The sequence below is a fragment of the Parvibaculum sp. genome (assembly GCF_046297875.1).
Lineage (GTDB): Bacteria > Pseudomonadota > Alphaproteobacteria > Parvibaculales > Parvibaculaceae > Parvibaculum.
The window spans coordinates 2,570,533-2,590,146 of the sequence record NZ_JBKBHD010000001.1 but is presented as its reverse complement, the minus strand read 5'-3'; the positions used below and the strand labels follow the sequence as shown (position 1 = coordinate 2,590,146).

Here is a 19,614-nt window from a genome sequence, read left to right as displayed (position 1 = left end):
AATTCATGGTTACGATCGTAGATACGCTGAAGCCGGGCGCGGCAAAGCCCCGGCATCCCGAGAAGGCGAAGCGGCCCGACACGCCCATTCTGCGCAAGCCCGAATGGATACGCGTCAAGGCGCCGGGCTCGCCTGTCTATGCAGAGACGAAACAGATCGTTCGCGAGAATGGTCTCGTCACCGTCTGCGAGGAAGCGGGTTGCCCGAACATCGGGGAGTGCTGGACGAAAAAGCACGCCACCATGATGATCATGGGTGACACCTGCACCCGCGCCTGTTCCTTCTGCAATGTGAAAACGGGGCTTCCCGCGCCGCTTGATGCGGATGAGCCGGAGAAGGCAGCGAATGCCGTTGCGAAACTCGGCCTTCGTCATGTCGTGATTACCTCTGTGGACCGCGACGACCTCGCCGATGGTGGCGCGCAGCATTTCGTCGAGGTGATCGAGGCGATCCGCCGCCGCTCTCCCGGCACGACGATCGAAATCCTTACGCCAGATTTTCTACGAAAAGACGGTGCACTGGAAAAGGTCGTGGCGGCACGGCCCGACGTATTCAATCACAATCTTGAAACCGTACCGCGGCTCTATCTGAACATTCGTCCCGGTGCGCGCTATTTCCACTCGCTGCGCCTGCTCCAGAGGGTAAAGGAGCTCGATCCGACGATCTTTACCAAGTCCGGCATCATGGTCGGCCTTGGCGAAGCGCGCGAGGAAGTGTTGCAGGTGATGGACGACATGCGCTCCGCCACCATCGACTTCTTGACTATCGGGCAATATCTCCAGCCGACGCGGAAACACGCGGCGATTGACCGCTTCGTGACGCCGGACGAATTCAAGTCCTATGAAACGGTCGCGCGCACCAAGGGCTTCCTGCTCGTTTCGTCGAGTCCGCTGACGCGCTCCTCTTATCATGCGGACGAGGATTTTGAACGGCTGCGCGAAGCGCGCAAAGCGGCGCTCGCGCGGGGGTGATGGTCCATGCCGGCGCATGAGCAGATCCGCGATGTACCCTACGCGGCCGACGATATGTTCGAGCTTGTGGCCGGCATCGACCGCTATCCCGAGTTTTTACCCTGGTGCAGCGGCGCGCGTATCCGCCGGCGCGAACGCGAGGGCGACAACGAGGTGCTGCTTGCGGACCTCATCGTCTCCTACAAGGTGTTCCGCGAACAATTCACCAGCCGGGTCACTCTTGAGAGGCCGGTGTGCAAGATCGATGTCGCCTATGTGCAGGGACCGTTCAAATATCTGCACAACAAATGGTATTTCGAGGCGCTGCCACTGGGTGGCACGCGCATCCATTTCTTCATCGATTTCGAGTTTCGCAGCGCGACGCTGCAAAAGATGATCGGTGCGGTGTTTTCCCGCGCCTTCGCAAAGATGATGCAGGCCTTTATAGACAGGGCCGATGCGCTTCACGGAGGCAAGAGCCCGGCAAGTGGCGAAAGCCTGGCCGTGGCTAAATCATCCGTCGCACAAGATTGAGCGCCGTCTCCACGGCTTTCAAACGGATTTCCTCGCGCCCGATATCGCCGAAGAGCTGCATTTCGTGAATGATGCTGCGGCCGGCGCGCGCAGCCCCGAAATGAACGAGGCCGACGGGCTTCATCGGTGTGCCGCCGCCCGGACCGGCAATGCCCGTGACGGACACGGCAATATGCGCCCGTGAATTTTTCAATGCGCCTTCCGCCATCGCTCGTGCGACCGGCTCCGATACGGCGCCGAAGTCCGCAATCATGTCGCCCGGAACGCCGAGCATGTCACGCTTCGCCTCATTGGAGTAGACGACGAAACCGCGCTCCACCACATCGGAAGAGCCTGCAATTTCGGTCAGCAGACCGGCAATAAGACCGCCGGTGCAGCTCTCGGCCGTGACGATCTTGAACTTTGCTTCCCGCGCATCGGCAAGCGTGAGTTCTGCGAGATGAACCAGGCGGCGCGGAAACATGCTCATGTAAGAATCGTCCAGAGAGCGTGGAGAAGAAACCATGAAATGATGGCGAATATGGCGGCGAAAATGTCGTCGATCATCACGCCAAGCGCACCCTTGACGCGCCGCTCGATTAAGCCGATGGGCCAAGGTTTCAGAATATCGAACAACCGGAACAGAAGAAATGCCAGCAGCCAGTCGAAAGCGGTGGCCGGTATTGCGACTAGCACCAGCCACATCGCGGCGACTTCGTCGATCACGACTTCAGATGCGTCGTCTCGTCCCACGGCCCGGCAATAAGCCCCCGAAGCCCAAAGGCCGACGGTGAAGACAAGGATTGTGGACAACGCGAGGAGCGATACGCCGCCGCTCATTTGCAGCACAAATGCGAAGGGTAGCGCGGCAAGCGTGCCCCATGTGCCAGGCGCAGGCCGAAGAAGCCCGGCGCCAAACCATGTTGCGGCAATCACGGTTGGATCACGAAAGCGAAGCGGAGCGGGAAGGGGCGTCAGTCCGATCATGGCTTACCCGAACCTCAGTGTCGCCACGGCTTGCGCCGCGATGCCTTCGCGCCGCCCGGTAAAGCCGAGCCCCTCGGTCGTCGTTGCCTTGACGCTGACGCGCGACACGCCGATGCCGACAATATCCGCGATGCGCGCACGCATGGCGTCCGTATGTGGAGAGATTTTCGGCGCTTCGCAGATGAGCGTCACATCCACGTTTGAAATTTCGCCGCCTGAATCATGCGCGAGCCTTGCTGCATGCGCCAGAAAGCGGTCCGAGGAAGCGCCCTTCCATTGTGGGTCGCTCGGTGGGAAATGTTTGCCGATGTCGCCGGCACCGATTGCGCCGAGAATGGCGTCGGTGAGCGCATGAAGCCCCACATCGGCGTCCGAGTGCCCTTCGAGCCCCGCCACATGGAGCACCTTCACGCCGCATAGCCAGACATGGTCGCCCGGCCCGAAGCGATGCACGTCGTAACCCACGCCAGTTCTCGTTTCGCCTCCACGCATCAGCATCCGTTCCGCCCGCTCGATATCCGCCGCACTCGTGATCTTGAAATTGTCCTCATCGCCCTCGACCAGCGCGACGTCGATCCCCGCCATTGCCGCGACAGCTGCATCATCCGTGAAGTCTTGCCCCCCGGCCGCGCGATGCGCCTCAAGAATAGATCTGAAACGGAAGCCTTGGGGCGTCTGCGCGCGCCAGAGCCCGTCCCGCGGCAAGGTCTCTCCGGCAAGTCCCGCTGTACCCCGTCTTATGGTGTCGGTGAGCGGTAGAGCGGCCAGCGCGCCGTCATGCGAGGCGAGGGCCACAATGCAGTCGGTTATCAGGCGGTGCGAAACGAAGGGCCGCGCCCCGTCATGAATAAGTACGAGGTCGGGCGCCTCTGCGCCTGCCAGTGCCTCGAGCCCGGCAAGCACGGAAGCCTGCCGCGTCTGTCCGCCCGGGATGGCCGGGCGAAGCTGGGTCAAGCCCCTTGCCGCCGCTTCATAGGCTTCGGCATCTTCCGGGTGGATGACGGTCTGAATCACAGAGATGTCAGGATGCCCCGCAAATACCGTCAGGGTCCGCCTCAGCACCGGCTCACCGGCCAGAGGGCGGTATTGCTTGGGCGCGCCCGGCCCCGCGCGGCTGCCGCGGCCGGCCGCCACGATCAGAGCGGCGACTTTCATATCTGCTCGTTTCGCACCCCGCATGTATCCGCGCAAGTAATTTGCCTTGCTGAAACTTTAGGCAGGCGCTAAATTGGATAAAATTTGTGCAGTTTCTTGCGGTGCCCAAAGTTTGACCATTACCATTGGCAACCATTCCCTCGCAAACCCGGTCCTGCTGGCCCCTATGGCTGGTGTGACGGATCTGCCCTTTCGCCGTGTGGCTCACAGGCTCGGTGCCGGTCTCGTCGTTTCGGAAATGGTGGCGAGCGACGAACTGGTCCGTGCCCGGCCCGATGTCGTGCGCCGGGCTGCCGGGGCGGGCGAATTTGCGCCGCTTTCGATCCAGCTTGCAGGCCGGGAGGCTCACTGGATGGCCGAGGGGGCGAGGGTGGCAGCGGCAGCGGGTGCCGACATCATCGACATCAATATGGGCTGTCCGGCCAAGCAGGTGACGTCCGGTCTTTCGGGCTCCGCGCTTATGCGCGACCTCGATCATGCGCTGGGATTGATCGAGGCGACCGTCGGCGCAGTCGACGTTCCGGTGACGCTGAAAATGCGGACCGGCTGGGACGAGACAAGGCGCAACGCGCCCGAACTTGCAGCCCGCGCGGAAGCGGCGGGCGTGAAGATGGTGACGGTTCATGGCCGCACCCGTTGCCAGTTCTACAAGGGCAGGGCGGACTGGAATTTCATTTCCGAAGTGAAGAAGGTGGTCTCGATCCCCGTCGTCGCCAACGGCGATGTGACAAGCGAGGAAGATGCACGCGCCATCCTCGACGCATCGGGCGCCGACGCCGTGATGATCGGCCGTGGTGCGCAGGGGCGCCCCTGGTTCCTCGCGCAGGTCGCGCACTATCTTGCAACCGGTGAGAAGCTTGCATCGCCGTCATGGCAAGAACAGGGCAAAATCGCCTTCGCGCATTATCGTGACATGATCGATCACTATGGCGAACGCCTGGGCCTTCGCGTCGCACGCAAACATCTCGTCTGGTATCTCGAAGACGCATCGCGCGCATTCCCGGACGAGGCAATGGAAGCGAAGCGCGAAATCGTGCGTATGGACGAGCCCGATGCCGTCCTCCGGCGTCTTGCTGCCTTCTATGAATTTGCAGCGAGAACTGCACCCCAAAACAAAGCCGAAAACATGGAGGCAGCCTGATGTCGCAGGCCGTTCGTGCATTTGGTCCGGGCGGTCCGCCCGAGGCAAATGTCATTCTGAAATCGATGCCGCATCCCGTTCTCCTGATCGACCGGGACAAGCGCATCGAGTATGTGAATGACAGCGCCCAGGAATTTTTTGCCGCAAGTTCGACCATGCTGCTCGGTCATCCGCTGAACGACATTGTCGCCTTCGGCAGCCCGGTTCTCGCATTGATCGATCAGGTTTTCGAGCGCGGTGTATCGGTCAACGAATATGGTGTGGAAATCGGCACACCGCGCATCGGCGACCGGCAAGTCGATATTCAGGTAACGCCACTCAACGAATATCCCGGTCACGTGCTGCTGCTTTTGCAGGTGCGCACCATGGCACAGAAGATGGACCGGCAATTGACGCATCGCGGCGCGGCCCGCTCCGTCACTGGCATGGCCGCGATTCTCGCGCATGAAATCAAGAATCCGCTTTCCGGCATTCGCGGCGCGGCGCAACTCCTCGAGCTTTCGGGGTCACCCGAAGACAAGACGCTGACACGGCTCATCTGCGACGAGACGGACCGCATCTGCAAGCTCGTCGATCGGATGGAGGTATTCTCCGATGAGCGCCCCGTGCCGCGCGAGCCGGTGAACATCCACCTCGTGCTCGGCCATGTGAAGCAGCTCGCCACCACGGGCTTTGCGAAGAACATACGCATTGTCGAGGAATACGACCCATCGCTGCCGCCTGTGCTGGGCGACAAGGACCAGCTTATTCAGGTCTTTCTCAATCTCGTGAAGAATGCCGCAGAAGCGATCGGGTCGGCATCGGAAGGCGAAATCGTGCTTACGACGGCCTACAGGCCGGGCGTCCGCCTCTCCATGCCCGGCAGCCGCGACCGTGTCAGCCTCCCGCTCGAAATCTGTGTGATCGATGACGGCCCCGGTGTGGCCCCTGACCTTATGGAGCATCTGTTCGATCCTTTCGTGACGACAAAAACCTCCGGCACCGGCCTCGGTCTTGCGCTGGTCGCCAAGATCATCGGCGATCATGGCGGCATCGTCGAATGCGAAAGCCTGCCCCGGAAAACGATCTTTCGCGTGTTGCTGCCAATGCATACGGGCGCGACCGCGGTTCGCAACGACAAGGCGCGTGGCGCGCATCAGGTAGCAGGAGCGGCAGATGCCTAGCGGAACCATTCTTCTTGCAGATGACGATGCGGCGATCCGTACCGTACTCAACCAGGCGTTGGGCCGCGTCGGATACGAAGTGCGCTCGACCGGCAATGCGGCGACGCTCTGGCGCTGGGTCAGCCAGGGCGAGGGCGATCTCATCATTACCGATGTGGTGATGCCGGACGAAAACGCTTTCGATCTCATCCCGCGTATCAAGCGCGTGCGGCCCGAACTTCCGATCGTCGTAATGAGCGCGCAGAACACGCTGAAAACGGCTATCACGGCGGCCGAGCGCGGCGCCTATGAATATCTGCCGAAGCCGTTCGACCTCAATGAGTTGATCCGCGTGGTGGACCGCGCGATGACGGCGCCGCGCGAGCCGGCGATCGCGCGCGTGCAGCCGGAAGAAGATGAGAAGATTCCACTGATCGGCCGCTCGCCCGCGATGCAGGATATCTACCGCGTGCTCGCGCGCCTGATGCAGACCGATCTCACCGTGATGATTTCCGGCGAAAGCGGCACCGGCAAGGAACTCGTTGCCCGCGCGCTGCATGATTATGGCCGCCGGCGGAACGGACCCTTCGTTGCCGTCAACATGGCCGCCATCCCGCGCGAGCTTATCGAAAGCGAACTCTTCGGCCATGAGAAGGGGGCTTTCACCGGCGCAAGCCAGCGCGCTACCGGCCGCTTCGAACAGGCCGAAGGCGGTACACTCTTTCTCGATGAAATCGGTGACATGCCGATGGAGGCGCAGACGCGGCTTTTGCGCGTATTGCAGCAGGGTGAATATACGACCGTCGGCGGCCGCACACCGATCAAGACCGATGTGCGGATCGTCGCCGCGACGAACCGCGATCTCCGCCAGCTCATCAACCAGGGACTTTTCCGCGAAGACCTCTTCTTCCGGCTGAACGTGGTGCCGATCCGGCTGCCGCCGCTGCGTGAACGCTCGGAGGACATACCGGATCTCGTGCGTCACTTTCTCGGGCAGGCCGAGGATGAAGGTCTGCCGCCAAAGACCATAGATGCCGAAGGCATGGAGCTCATCAAACGCTATCGCTGGCCAGGCAATGTGCGCGAGCTCGAAAACCTCGTCCGCCGTCTCGCGGCGCTCTATACCGAGGAGACCATCGGTGCGGCAATTCTTGAAGCCGAGCTTGCCGAGCCGGATTTCGGCAAACCCGTGGAGCAGGCCGCCGCCGACGAGCCTCTGTCGGTTTCCGTCGAGCGGACACTGAACCGGATTTTCGCTGCCCATGGAGACGATCTGCCGCCGCCCGGCCTTTATGACCGGCTGCTGCAGGAAGTGGAAAAGCCCCTTTTCAGCATGAGCCTTGCCGCGACGCGTGGAAACCAGATCAAGGCTGCGCACCTCCTTGGTATCAACCGCAACACCCTGCGCAAGAAGATCCGTGAACTCGACATTCAGGTCATTCGCGGCCTGAAGTGAGGCGAGTATGGTGTCCGGCCCTTGTTTGCCAGCAATATGACAGTGATGTAAACGGGCAACATTGTTGTTGATCGGTACCGCTGACAGTTGCAAAATGCGCGCTGCCGAATAGGAGCGTGGCGTATCGGGCACAGGCGGGGCGGTCGATCATGGCCCTTGAGCCTGTTCAGGCCCGGCACTGTTCCGCCGCGCAAGGACTGGCATGGTACCGACAGATCAGGTTGAAGAAATCCGGCCAGGCCGGGCAGCGCGCTGGGAAAGCCGGCTGTGGCAGATGTTCAGCCGCCGCCGCTATTCGGCTGCCTTTTCGGTTGGACTGGTGGTCACGGCGATCTGTCTTGGCTCCTTCACCTATATGCTTCTGACGGGGCTTACCCCGTTCTCCCCGACGCGCGGCCTCGTCATTGCGCTCCTGCTCGGAAATCTGTTTATCGTGCTGGTACTGGCGGGGCTCATCTTCTGGCGGGTGGTGCGCATCATCCTCGCGAGGGTTAGCGGTACGGCCGGGGCGAAGCTCCATGCCCGCCTCGTGACGCTATTTGCCATCGTCGCGGTCATGCCGGCGATCATCGTTGCCGTCTTTGCCGCCGTGACGCTCAACCGTGGTCTCGATACCTGGTTCGGCGAGCGCGCCCAGACCATCATCTCGAACGCCGAAACGGTTGCCGCTGCCTATCTCAATGAACACAGGCAGGTTCTGCGTGCCGATACGCTCGCCATGGCAACCGACATCAATCGCGAGTCGGCGATGCTCGAAAGCAATCCGCCCTATTTCATGACCCTGTTCAACGGGCAGATGCGGGTGCGCGCGCTCCATGCGGCCTATCTCATCCGAGCGGATGGCCGCATCATTGCGAAAGCTCGCGGCAGCGTCGATGTAGGTATGCCGGAAACGCGCTATTTCGATACCGCGCGGGCCAATGACGTGGCTCTGTTCGTGGTCGAGGACTACAATCAGATTAGGGCGCTCGTGGCGCTGCCTGCGATGGAGGGCACATTCCTTTATGTCGCACGCCTCGTCGATGCGCAGGTGCTCGAGCATCTTGCAGAAACGCGCGCCGCGGTCAGCGAATATGAAAACCTGGAGACCAGGCGCAATCAGTTTCAGGTCACGTTTGCTCTGATCTACGTCACGGTGGCGCTGATTACGCTGCTTGCCGCGATCTGGCTTGGTCTCTGGGCGGCAAACCGTATCGTCGATCCGATCTCCCGGCTTGTCGGCGCGGCCGAACGCGTCAGCCTCGGCGATCTTCGCGCGCGCGTGCCGGTCGGCGGTTCCGGCGACGAACTCGACATGCTTAGCGGCGCGTTCAATCGCATGACAAGCCAGATAGAGAGTCAGCGGAATGATCTGATCGAAGCAAATCATCAGCTGGATGAACGCCGCCAGTTCACCGAAGCGGTGCTTTCGGGCGTCAGCGCAGGCGTTCTGGGTCTCGACAATGAAGGCCGCATCACTCACGCAAATCGAGCCGCACTCCGCTTCTTCCAGCGCACCGAGTCGCAGTTGCTGGGCAATCGGCTCGAATCTGCGATCCCCGAAATGGCGGCAGCCGTGGCGGACGCTCGCGCGCACCCGGATCGCACAGCGCAGGCCCAGATTGTGCTCGCGCGTGCCGGGCAGGAGCGGACGCTCAACCTTCGTGTGACCCGCGAGATGACGGATTCCGGGCAGGGCGGCTTTGTGCTGACCTTCGACGATATTACCGAACTTGTCCGGGCGCAGCGTACATCTGCATGGGCCGATGTCGCGCGCCGCATCGCGCATGAAATCAAGAATCCGCTGACGCCGATTCAGCTTTCTGCAGAGCGCATCCGGCGAAAATACGGGAAGGAGATCGTTTCCGATCCCGATGTTTTCGAGCAATGCACAGAGACGATCATCCGGCAGGTGAACGATATCGGCCGGATGGTCGATGAATTCTCGTCTTTTGCGCGAATGCCGTCAGCAACGATGAAACAGCTCGATATAAACGAGATTGTGCGGCAGTCGGTTTTCCTTCAACGTGTCGGGCATGCGGATATCGAATACAATCTCGAAATGCCCGAAGAGCCCGTCATACTCGAATGCGATGGCCGGCTTGTCAGTCAGGCGCTGACCAACATCCTGAAGAACTCGGCTGAGGCAATTCGGGGCTCAGGAGAGAATGAAGGGGATGATGACGGATTGCCTGCCGCGCGGCGAACGGCGCCGAACGAAAAAGTCGGGCGTATCGATATTGAGCTGATAGCCGACGCCGATGTCGTAACTATTATCGCAACCGATTCCGGCTGCGGCCTGCCCGAAGCCGACAGATCGCGCCTCACGGAACCCTACATGACGACGCGAACCAAAGGCACAGGCCTTGGCCTCGCCATCGTCAACAAGGTGATGGAAGACCACGGCGGCGAGTTGCGGCTCGAAGATGCGCCGGTAAGCGAAGGCTGGGAAAGCGGCGCGCGAGTGACGCTCATCTTTCCGAGGCAGCGGATCCGAAAAGATGCGTCGAGCGAGGAAAGTTCCGGCAGTTCCGAGCGTGAGGCAGAAAAGCCAAGTAAAGAGGCTGTGAATGGCGTCTGAAATTCTGATAGTCGACGACGAAGCCGACATCCGCGAGCTTGTCTCCGGTATCCTGAACGACGAGGGCTACGACACGCGGAGCGCCGGCGACAGCGACAAGGCGCTCGCCGCAATCGAAGCGCGCCGTCCCGGCCTGCTAATTCTCGATATCTGGCTGCAGGGCAGCAAGCTTGATGGACTTGAGCTTCTGGACATCATTCGTGACCGGCATCCGGATTTGCCGGTTGTCGTAATCAGCGGTCACGGCAACATCGAAACGGCCGTCTCCGCGATCAAGAAGGGTGCCTACGACTTCGTCGAAAAGCCGTTCAAGACGGACCGCCTTATCCTCGTGGTACGCCGCGCGATCGAGGCATACCGGCTTCGGCGCGAGAATAGCGAGCTTCGCCTGCGCGCCGGAGACGACACGACACTTGTCGGCGTTTCGCCGGCGCTGTCGCATGTGCGCCAGACCGTCGAGAAGGTCGCGCCGACAAACAGCCGGGTTCTCATTCAGGGTCCGTCGGGCTCGGGCAAGGAAGTCGTCGCGCGGCTGCTCCATGAACGGTCGCGCCGCATGGCCAATGCCTTTGTTGCGCTAAACGCGGCGAACATGGCGCCGGAGCGCATGGAGACGGAGCTGTTCGGAACCGAAGAAAGCGCAGCCGGACCGCGCAAGGTCGGGGTATTCGAGCAGGCACATGGCGGCACATTGTTCCTCGATGAAGTCGCCGAAATGCCCATCGAAACGCAGAGCAAGATCCTGCGTGTCCTTGTCGATCAGACATTCGAACGCGTTGGCGGCAGCGCCCGCGTCAAGGTCGATGTGCGCGTTGTATCCTCATCTAGCCGCGATCTTCTGGATGAAATTGCCAAGGGCCGATTCCGGGAGGATCTTTATCATCGTCTCAACGTGGTGCCGATCCATGTGCCGCCATTGGCATCGAGGCGTGAAGACATTCCGCTGCTGGTCGAGCACTTCATGACGCAGATTTCCCGTGCAACAGGCTTGCCGCCGCGCCGCGTGTCGGATGACGCTATGGCGGCGCTTCAGGCACATGATTGGCCGGGCAATGTCCGCCAGCTTCGCAACAATATTGAACGGCTGCTTATTCTTACGTCGGGCGATGCCTCGGCCATCGTCACCGCGGACATGCTTCCCGCGGAGGTGGGTACATCGGCGCAGATGTCGGTCAATGGCTCCGGCGGCGAACACATAATGGCTCTGCCCTTGCGCGAGGCCCGTGAAACTTTCGAGCGCGAGTATCTGATGGCGCAGATCAGCCGGTTTGGCGGCAACATTTCGCGCACGGCCGCCTTTATCGGCATGGAGCGATCGGCGCTTCACCGCAAGCTCAAATCGCTCGGTGTCGCAGCTGCGAACCGGCCAGACATGCCGGTCTGACGATGGCTCGAAACGGAAAGTCCGCACAATGAAAGTAATCGTCTGCGGCGCGGGCCAGGTCGGCTTCGGCATTGCGCGCCAGCTCGCTGCTGAGCAGAACGACGTGACGGTCATCGACCAGTCGCCGCAACTTGTGCAGCAGATATCTGACTCGCTCGACGTTCGCGCGCTTGTCGGACACGGCGCCCATCCCGATGTTCTGGAGCGCGCCGGTGCATCTTCCGCCGACATGTTGATCGCAGTCACGTTTCACGACGAAGTGAACATGATCGCCTGCCAGGTGGCACACTCGCTCTTCAACGTGCCGACCAAGATTGCCCGCATCCGGTCGCAATCCTATCTGCAGCCGGGCTTTCAGGATCTTTTCTCGCAGGATCATTTGCCGATCGACGTCATCATTTCGCCGGAGCTGGAGGTCGGCAAGGCCGTCTTGCGGCGCCTCGCAGTGCCAGGCGCCTTCGACATTTTGAATTTTGCCGAAGGCAAGGTCAGTGTCGTTGGCGTCTCACTCGAAGAAGACTGTCCCATCGTGAACACGCCATTGCGGCAGTTGACGGATCTCTTCCCCGACCTCCGGTCGCGCGTCGTCGGTATTGTCCGCAACGGTGAACTGTTCGTGCCGCAGAGCGACGATCCGATGCTTGTTGGAGATGAAGCCTATTTTGCTGCTGACGTGCGCGACGTTCGACGCACGCTCGGTATTTTCGGCCATGAGGAAGTTGCAGCTCGGCGCGTCATTATTGTCGGTGCAGGAAATATCGGCCTGCATGTCGCACATGAACTTGAAACAAACCATCCGGGTACGCGCGTCAAGCTGATCGAGCGTGACCGCGAAAAGGCCGTACAAGCCGCCGATCGTCTCAAGCGGTCCATCGTGCTCCATGGCGACGGTCTTGATCCGGAACTGCTCCAGGAGGCAGGCATATCGGAGACGGAAACCCTGATTACCCTGACGAATAACGATCAGGCGAATATCCTTTCCTGCGTCGTTGCGAAGCGCGAAGGCTGCCAGCGCACGATGGCGCTAATCAACAACAATACCTATGAACCGCTGATGCGCTCGCTCGGAATCGACGCATTCATAAATCCGCGCAGCGCTACCGTTTCGACGGTGCTTCAGCATGTTCGCCGCGGCCGCATTCGCGGGCTGCAATCGGTGCGCGACGGTGCCGCGGAAGTCATTGAGGCGGAAGCGCTTGAAACGTCCACGCTGGTCGGAAAGCCGCTGCGCGAAGTGGCGCTGCCGAGCGGTATTTTGGTCGGGGCCGTAATCCGGGAGGACGACGTCATCATTCCCCGTGGCAACACCGAAATCCGCGCAGGCGACCGTGTGGTTCTATTCGTTCTTTCCGATCAGGTGAAGAAAGTGGAACAGATGTTCCGCGTCAGCCTCGAATTCTTCTGATCGAAAGTTCGTTCCATGTCCCGCATCGCATATGTTAACGGCCGTTACATTCGCCACGCCGAAGCCGCCATTCATATTGAAGATCGCGGCTATCAGTTTGCCGACGGCGTTTACGAGGTCTGCGGCGTTCGCGCCGGCAAGCTCATGGACGAGCGGCTGCATCTCGATCGCCTTGAGCGCTCGTTGGCGGAATTGAGGATCGCCGAGCCGATGAGCCGCGCGGCCTTGCAGTTCGTCATGCGCGAAGTCGTGCGCCGCAATCTTCTGCATGACGGACTCGTCTATCTTCAGGTGACGCGGGGCGTCGCGCCGCGCGACCACCCGTTCCCGGTGGAGCCCGTGCCACCCGCCATCGTCGTCACTGCCAAGCGGCTCAACGTAGCCCGCATAGCCGCCTCGATCGAAAAAGGCGTCTCCGTCGTCACCATGCCGGATATTCGATGGGCGCGGCGCGATATCAAGTCGGTTTCCCTGCTGCCGAACATTCTGGCGAAACAGGCCGCGCGTGAGGCAGGCGCCTATGAAGCCTGGCTGGTCGACAGCGATGGCTTCGTCACGGAAGGTTCCTCCACCAATGCCTGGATCGTCGACAGGGAAGGGTGCCTTGTCACCCGGCCTGCCGGCGCCGACATCCTGAATGGCGTGACGCGGCTGGTTTTGCTCAAGGCAGCGCGGGCCGAGGGGGTCGAGGTTGTCGAGCGCGCCTTCACGCCGGAAGAGGCAATAGAGGCCCGCGAAGCCTTTATCAGCGCCTCGTCGGCGATTCTCATTCCGGTGACGAGGATCGACGGAAAGCCGGTTGGAAGTGCCGCACCGGGCTCCCTTTCCTTGCGGTTGCGCGAGGCCTATTTGAAGCATTGCGAATTGAGTTGAAGCCGCACAGGGGCAAAAAACACAAAATAGGCACAAAACACATGTAATTTGCACCTGCGAATTGAATTTCGCACTTGCAGCATGATTTGAAACGCCGGACTGTATTGTTTGAGAGCCGCAGCCAGCTTCCCGTCCTGCCGGGAGGCTTGTGCAAAGAAAAAGCCGGACCCCCGCGGCGACGGTCCGGCCCCACGAACTTCAAAAATGGGGTTTACCCATGGAAAAGACCCATAACCTTCAGGATACGTTCCTGAACCACGTTCGCAAGAACAAGACGAACCTGACGATCTTTCTGGTCAATGGCGTCAAGCTTCAGGGCGTGGTCACCTGGTTTGATAACTTTTGTGTGTTGTTGCGCCGGGACGGACATTCGCAGCTGGTGTATAAGCATGCGATCTCAACCATCATGCCGGCCCAGCCCGTTCAGCTCTTCGAACCCGAAGAAGGCGGGGGCGAGGCCTGAGAGACCTGATTGACCGAAGAAAACGAGAATGCCGGTAACGCCGCGCGCGGCCCCGGTGAGTTCCAGATGACGCCGAAAGAGGCGACACGCGCTTTTGTGCTTGTGCCCTGGCTGAAATCGGCAGACCTCAAATCACGGCGCAGCGAGGTGAAACCGCGCTCGCCTGATTCCCGTCTGGAAGAAGCAGTCGGGCTTGCTGCGGCCATTTCGCTCAACATTGTGGGAACGGCCGTCGTTCCGCTCGCCAACCCGCGTCCGGCAACGCTGCTCGGCGAAGGCAAGGTCGAGGAGCTAAAAGGCCAGATCGCGGAACTTCGCGCCGAACTGGTCGTTGTCGACGGACCGCTCGGTCCCGGTCAGCAGCGCAATCTCGAAAAGGCCTGGAAGGTGAAGGTGCTCGACCGCACCGGCCTCATTCTCGAAATCTTCGGCGAGCGCGCACATACACGTGAAGGCGCGCTGCAGGTCGAGCTTGCACATCTGAATTACCAGAAGACGCGGCTCGTGCGGAGCTGGACCCATCTTGAGCGTCAGCGCGGCGGCTTCGGCTTCCTTGGCGGTCCCGGCGAAACCCAGATCGAGGCCGACCGGCGCATGATCCAGGAACGCATCACCAAGATCGAGCGCCAACTCGAAACCGTGACGCGCACGCGCGAACTGCACCGCAAGAAGCGCCGCGAAGCACCTTATCCGGTCGTGGCGCTGGTCGGCTATACGAACGCCGGCAAGTCGACGCTGTTCAATCGCCTGACCGAAGCCGGCGTCTTCGCCGAAAACCTGCTCTTTGCAACGCTCGATCCGACGATGCGTGCACTCGAACTGCCAAGCGGAAGGAAGGTCATCCTCTCCGACACAGTGGGATTCATATCCGATCTGCCGACGCATCTCGTCGCCGCCTTCCGCGCGACTCTGGAAGAGGTGCTTGAGGCTGATGTCATCCTTCACGTCCGCGACGCAGCTCATGAAGAAACGGCAATCCAGAAAAAGGATGTCGAGGAGGTTCTTGCCTCACTTGGCGTGACCAAGGAAAGCGCTGCCGAAAACGGCCAGCATGTCGTCGACGTGCTGAACAAGATCGACCTCCTGCCGGTTGAAATGCGTGAGGCTGCGGTCAATCTCGCGGCGCGCGAGGAACTGACTGTCGCTGTCTCTGCCATGACGGGCGAGGGGACGACGGAACTTCTTGCGCTTGTCGACAGCCTGATCGTCGATGATGAGCGGGCTGTCCATTTCGACCTTCCGGCAAAGGAAGGGGAGGCCATCGCCTGGCTCCACGCAAATGCACATGTGCGCGCACGGAAGGACGATGACGAGGGCATTGTCCATCTCGATCTGGGCATCACGCCCATCGTCGCCGGCCGTTTCGAAAAGCGTTTCCCGGATCTTGCACGCCGCCTTGGCGCCGTGGCAGCTCGATAGATATGGATCGCTTTGCCGAAGAAGTCGCGGCACTGATGCGTGAAGTCGCTGCGCAGGAGATCATGCCGCGCTTCCGCGCGCTTGCCGATCATGACATTGAGGAAAAGGAAAAGGGCGATCTTGTCACCGTCGCCGATCGTGCCTCTGAAATCTGGCTGACGCCGCGCCTTGAAGCCCTGCTCGCCGGTTCGCATGCTTTGGGCGAGGAGGCGACGGCCGCCGATCCGTCGCTGATGTCGCGGCTTGACGACGACACGCCGCTCTGGACCATCGATCCTGTCGACGGTACGGCGAATTTTGTCGCGGGCAAGGAAACCTTCGGAGTCATGTTGTCATTGATCGAACGGGGCGAGGTGACGCGTGCCTGGATTTATCTTCCGGTAACGGATGAACTCGCTGTTGCAGCGCGAGGCGAGGGCACTTGGTGGCACAATGCCTCCGGCGCAAAACGCCTTGATGCCGGACGTTCGCCGGCCGAAATGTCGGCGCAGGGCGCGAGCTTCTATGTCCGGTTTATGCCTGACGGGTGGAAATCCGCGATCACGGCGCATGCCGAAGGCATCGGCCGAAAATCGTCATTCCTCTGCTCCGCCGTAGACTACACAAATGTCGCGCGAGGCAACCACGATTTCGTGACCTATCACCGCATGTTGCCATGGGACCACGCGCCGGGCTCGCTCATTCTCAGTGAAGCAGGCGGTGTCATTCGCGATATGGAAACCGGCATGGACTATGCACCGCGAAACCTGAAGGGCCCGCATCTCATCGCGCGCGACGAGGAAGGCTGGCATCGCACCGCAGACGCGATCCGCGTCCTTCGCGGCCACCTTTAGCCGCCGCGTTCTTCGCGCTTTGCCTCGTTCCAGAGCGCGTCCATTTCCTCGAGTGTCGAGTCTTCAGGACGCTTGCCCCTGGCATCTAGCATTTCCTCGATCCGGCTGAAGCGGCGGCGGAACTTCGCATTGGCGCGGCGGAGCGCGGCCTCTGGATCGATCTTCATGTGCCGTGCGAGATTGGCATAGACGAAAAGCAGGTCGCCCATTTCGTCTTCAAGCCGGTCCGGGTCGCCGCCCTTGGCAATCTCAGACGAAAGTTCCAGCATTTCCTCGTTCAGCTTGTCGATGACGAGCGACGTCTCCGGCCAGTCGAAGCCGACGCGGGCTGCGCGGTTCTGCAGCTTCACGGCGCGGGCAAGCGCGGGAAGGGCGAGCGGAACATCGTCAAGGATGCTTGTCTGCGTTGAGTTTTTCGCCGCCTTTTCTTCCGCCTTTATTTCCTCCCAGCGGGTTTTCACCTCGCCGGCGCTCCGCTCGCCTTCATCGCCGAAGACATGCGGATGCCGCCTGGTCATCTTGTCGGAAATGGCGTTGGCGACATCGTCGAATGCAAAGAGGTTAGCCTCCTCGGCCATGCGCGCGTGAAACACGACTTGCAGCAGCAGATCGCCAAGTTCGTCCTTGAGGTCGTCCATATCGGCGCGCTCGATCGCGTCGGCCACCTCATAGGCCTCCTCGATCGTATAGGGCGCGATGGAAGAGAAATCCTGCTCGAGATCCCACGGACAGCCGCCATCGGGATCGCGCAACCTCGCCATGATCGTAAGCAACCGGTCGATGGCGCGTTCGCTCAAGATCGCTCTCCCTAGTCGCCGGAGCGGTCGACAATGCCGCCGGCCGATCCGACCTGCACCACGGCAGCTGCCGCATCCGCCGCATCATGCGGTTTGTGCTCGCCTTCAAGCGCCCTGATTTCAGCGCGCAGTTTCTCCTGCGCCGCCTTGTCGAGTGGGAAGCCCCACATCACGAAGGCTGCCACCAGCATAGTGATGGCGGGCAGGGTGACATACATCGCCATGAACTGATTGAGTGTTTCCGGAGAATTGCCGCCGCCCGGCATGAAACCGATATAGTCGAGGATCGGGTAGGTTATGCCCACGGCAAGCGCCGCGCCGATCTTTGCCGTCATGGTCAGCAGAGAATAATAGAGACCCGTGCGGCGCTGACCTGACTTCAGATAGTCGGTGTCGATCACGTCCGCCATGATGGAGCGAAGCAGGAATGACCCCGCGCCATAGGCAATGCCATAAAGCGAATTGCCCAGGAAGAGCCACCAGAACTCGCCTCGCGGGAAGAAAATGACAAGCGGCAGCGCCACCGCGCCATAGACCATCGCGATGGAGAGCGTCTTGTGCTTGCCTGCCATGTGGCTCAGGCGGATCCAGAACGGAATGCCGACAAAGCCGAAAATGAAATAGACGAGCAGCAGAAGGCTCGCATGGCGCGGCAGTTCCATCACGTGGATCGCGAAGAAGATGTAGAGCGAGCCGGTGATGGCTGGGGCGATATTGACGAGCAGATCCGCAAGCAGGACGCGCTGGAGCAGCCTGTTGCGCGCAATGATGGCCCAGGCTTTCTGCCAGGGAATCTGGGCTTGCGGCACACTCTTGAACTCTGGCGCCTTCCATACCGCCAGCGCCACGGTGATCGGCAGCAGGATCAGGATGAACCACCCCATCGCCGCGACTTTTTCGCGGCCGCCAGCGCCGTCTTCCGCCATCATTTCGATGATTGCCGGTAGCGCGAGAACGGCGAACATGCCGAGGATCAGAAGAAACTCGCGCATCCCCTGAATGGTGGAACGCTCGTCATAATCCTCGGAGAGTTCCGCGCCCCAGGACATGTGGGAGATGGTAAGCAGCGTCCAGCCAATATAGAGAACGAACATCCAGACCGCGAGATAGACCCAGGTCACGGGTGGGCTTGGCATGAAGAGCATGTATCCCGCTACCAGCAGGATCGGCGTCGACAGCACGATCCAGTGACGCCGGCGGCCCCAGCGGCTAGGGAAACGGTCAGAGACCATGCCGAGAACCGGATCGGTGAAAACGTCCCAGAAGCGCGCCAACATGAAGATTGTGCCTGCGACCGTCAGCCCAAGCCCCATCTCATGGCCGTAAAACGGTGGCAGGTAGACGACGATCGGCAGGCCGAGTGCCGACATGGGTATCGAGGGCAGGGCATAGGCGCCAATCTGCCATCGCGTGACATTCTTCTTCTGCTGCATTTCTTTCCCTGGGCGCTGCTGAATTGGTACCGGCGCGCCCCATTTGGGCGTCGTTATTGATTATTTGTCAGTGTCGCTAAGGAAGCCGATTGGAAGGCGAATGTCCACGTCTTTCGCAGCGGAAGCGTACGGTTTCCGTCAGGCGAAATTCTCGTCGGCGACAAAAGGATTGGTCCGCCGTTCGGCACCGAACGTCGAAAGCGGACCGTGGCCGGGTACAAACGTCACATCGTCGCCGAGTGGCCAGAGCCGTTCGCGGATGGACCGCACCAGCGCACCATGGTCGCCGCGGGGAAAGTCCGTCCGGCCGATTGAGCCTTGAAACAGGACATCGCCGACAAGCGCAAGCCGGGAAGGCTTGTGGAAGAAGACGACATGGCCGGGCGTGTGACCGGGGCAATGGACGACGTCGAGCGTCAGCCCGGCCACCTCGACAGTGTCGCCGTTCTTGAGCCAGCGGTCCGGGCGGAAGCTTCCAACGGGGCCGAAGCCATACTTGGCGGCCTGGTCGGGGAGGGCCTCGATCAGGAAAAGATCGTCCTCATGCGGGCCTTCAACAGGAATGCCGAGTTCCTTCGCCAGATCGCCTGCCGCAGCCGCGTGATCCAGATGCCCATGCGTCAGCAGGATCTTTTCGATGGTGACGCCGATTTCTGTTGCCGCGGCCTTGATCCGCTGAAGATCGCCGCCCGGATCGCTCACGGCGCCGCGCATCGTCTCGTCGTTCCAGATCAGGGTGCAGTTTTGCTGAAACGGCGTAACGGGAAGGATCGCGGCCTTGAGAGCCATCGGGCATGCCTTTGAATTGTGAATTTCGATGCCTGAACCTAGTGCAATTCGCTGGGTATTGGAACGCCGCGCGGTCAGTTGAGCTGGTCCGGGGAGGCGCCTGCAGCCACATCGAAGGATCGCAGCCATTCGATGATGTCGTCCCAGATCTTCAGCGCGGCGATATCTCCAGCCGCCGCATATTCCGCCGCGCGCATCATGGCGATCACTTCGGCGTCGTCGCCATACTGGGCCATCAAGGCGAGCGCAGTGTCGCGTGTATTTCTGTCGGGCAAATTGGTGGCGGGCTCCAGCTGGCGGCAGTCGAAGAGGGT

The 19,614-nt window shown here is 60.9% G+C and carries 19 protein-coding genes; 12 read left to right on the top strand and 7 right to left on the bottom strand.

Annotation, left to right across the window (positions count from 1 at the left end; genetic code table 11):
- Nucleotides 1–5: 5 nt before the first annotated feature.
- Nucleotides 6–971: a lipoyl synthase gene (gene lipA / locus ACK4FH_RS12870; RefSeq protein ID WP_409814325.1), complete on the top strand. Its 966-nt coding sequence runs from the start codon at nt 6–8 to the stop codon at nt 969–971.
- Nucleotides 972–977: 6 nt separating this feature from the next.
- On the top strand, nt 978–1,484 hold the full coding sequence (locus ACK4FH_RS12865; protein WP_409814322.1) for a type II toxin-antitoxin system RatA family toxin: 507 nt from the start codon (nt 978–980) through the stop codon (nt 1,482–1,484).
- Here ACK4FH_RS12865 and ACK4FH_RS12860 read toward each other — a convergent pair.
- From ACK4FH_RS12860 to ACK4FH_RS12850, 3 genes are read right to left on the bottom strand one after another with little or no spacing between them, the layout of a single operon-like run.
- Entirely contained in the window at nt 1,459–1,953 is a 495-nt protein-coding gene (locus ACK4FH_RS12860) for a CinA family protein (protein WP_409814320.1), read from the bottom strand. The two genes, ACK4FH_RS12865 and ACK4FH_RS12860, sit on opposite strands and share 26 nt — an antisense overlap.
- Nucleotides 1,950–2,450, bottom strand: a complete 501-nt coding sequence (locus ACK4FH_RS12855; RefSeq protein ID WP_409814319.1) for a phosphatidylglycerophosphatase A — start codon at nt 2,448–2,450, stop codon at nt 1,950–1,952. Before ACK4FH_RS12855 ends, ACK4FH_RS12860 begins: the two co-directional genes overlap by 4 nt.
- Before the next feature lie 3 nt (nt 2,451–2,453).
- Nucleotides 2,454–3,605 (bottom strand): bifunctional 2-C-methyl-D-erythritol 4-phosphate cytidylyltransferase/2-C-methyl-D-erythritol 2,4-cyclodiphosphate synthase, encoded by a 1,152-nt coding sequence (locus ACK4FH_RS12850; RefSeq protein WP_409814318.1) that lies wholly within the window; start codon nt 3,603–3,605, stop codon nt 2,454–2,456.
- Between the two features lie 112 nt (nt 3,606–3,717).
- Between ACK4FH_RS12850 and dusB the strand changes: the two genes are divergently transcribed.
- From dusB to ACK4FH_RS12800, 10 genes are all read left to right on the top strand, one after another.
- Nucleotides 3,718–4,746, top strand: a complete 1,029-nt coding sequence (gene dusB / locus ACK4FH_RS12845) for a tRNA dihydrouridine synthase DusB (protein ID WP_409814316.1) — start codon at nt 3,718–3,720, stop codon at nt 4,744–4,746.
- Nucleotides 4,746–5,909: a two-component system sensor histidine kinase NtrB gene (locus ACK4FH_RS12840; RefSeq protein WP_409814313.1), complete on the top strand. Its 1,164-nt coding sequence runs from the start codon at nt 4,746–4,748 to the stop codon at nt 5,907–5,909. The genes dusB and ACK4FH_RS12840 overlap by 1 nt, the downstream gene beginning before the upstream one ends.
- Nucleotides 5,902–7,344 (top strand): nitrogen regulation protein NR(I), encoded by a 1,443-nt coding sequence (gene ntrC, locus ACK4FH_RS12835; protein WP_409814311.1) that lies wholly within the window; start codon nt 5,902–5,904, stop codon nt 7,342–7,344. Before ACK4FH_RS12840 ends, ntrC begins: the two co-directional genes overlap by 8 nt.
- Nucleotides 7,345–7,546: 202 nt before the next feature.
- Nucleotides 7,547–9,904: an ATP-binding protein gene (locus ACK4FH_RS12830; RefSeq protein WP_409814308.1), complete on the top strand. Its 2,358-nt coding sequence runs from the start codon at nt 7,547–7,549 to the stop codon at nt 9,902–9,904.
- Complete coding sequence (locus tag ACK4FH_RS12825) at nt 9,894–11,288, top strand: sigma-54-dependent transcriptional regulator (protein WP_409814306.1); 1,395 nt, start codon at nt 9,894–9,896, stop codon at nt 11,286–11,288. The genes ACK4FH_RS12830 and ACK4FH_RS12825 overlap by 11 nt, the downstream gene beginning before the upstream one ends.
- 28 nt (nt 11,289–11,316) lie before the next feature.
- On the top strand, nt 11,317–12,693 hold the full coding sequence (trkA, locus tag ACK4FH_RS12820) for a Trk system potassium transporter TrkA (RefSeq protein ID WP_409814304.1): 1,377 nt from the start codon (nt 11,317–11,319) through the stop codon (nt 12,691–12,693).
- 15 nt (nt 12,694–12,708) lie between these two features.
- Nucleotides 12,709–13,566, top strand: coding sequence for a D-amino-acid transaminase (locus tag ACK4FH_RS12815; RefSeq protein ID WP_409814301.1), 858 nt, complete (start codon nt 12,709–12,711; stop codon nt 13,564–13,566).
- Nucleotides 13,567–13,783: 217 nt separating this feature from the next.
- Nucleotides 13,784–14,029: an RNA chaperone Hfq gene (gene hfq / locus ACK4FH_RS12810; protein WP_409667485.1), complete on the top strand. Its 246-nt coding sequence runs from the start codon at nt 13,784–13,786 to the stop codon at nt 14,027–14,029.
- A 66-nt stretch (nt 14,030–14,095) separates the two neighbouring features.
- Entirely contained in the window at nt 14,096–15,448 is a 1,353-nt protein-coding gene (hflX, locus tag ACK4FH_RS12805; RefSeq protein ID WP_409815291.1) for a GTPase HflX, read from the top strand.
- A 2-nt stretch (nt 15,449–15,450) separates the two neighbouring features.
- On the top strand, nt 15,451–16,281 hold the full coding sequence (locus ACK4FH_RS12800; protein WP_409814299.1) for an inositol monophosphatase family protein: 831 nt from the start codon (nt 15,451–15,453) through the stop codon (nt 16,279–16,281).
- Here the strand turns inward: ACK4FH_RS12800 and mazG are convergent.
- From mazG to ACK4FH_RS12780, 4 genes are all read right to left on the bottom strand, one after another.
- On the bottom strand, nt 16,278–17,081 hold the full coding sequence (gene mazG, locus ACK4FH_RS12795; protein ID WP_409815288.1) for a nucleoside triphosphate pyrophosphohydrolase: 804 nt from the start codon (nt 17,079–17,081) through the stop codon (nt 16,278–16,280). The genes ACK4FH_RS12800 and mazG overlap by 4 nt on opposite strands.
- Nucleotides 17,082–17,089: 8 nt before the next feature.
- Nucleotides 17,090–18,511 (bottom strand): MFS transporter, encoded by a 1,422-nt coding sequence (locus tag ACK4FH_RS12790; protein WP_409814298.1) that lies wholly within the window; start codon nt 18,509–18,511, stop codon nt 17,090–17,092.
- Between the two features lie 138 nt (nt 18,512–18,649).
- A complete protein-coding gene (locus tag ACK4FH_RS12785; protein ID WP_409814295.1) occupies nt 18,650–19,300 on the bottom strand; it encodes an MBL fold metallo-hydrolase in 651 nt (216 codons plus the stop codon).
- A 74-nt stretch (nt 19,301–19,374) separates the two neighbouring features.
- Nucleotides 19,375–19,575 carry a hypothetical protein gene (locus ACK4FH_RS12780; RefSeq protein WP_409814292.1) on the bottom strand — a complete coding sequence of 67 codons (201 nt, stop codon included), beginning with the start codon at nt 19,573–19,575 and terminating at the stop codon, nt 19,375–19,377.
- Nucleotides 19,576–19,614 lie beyond the last annotated feature (39 nt).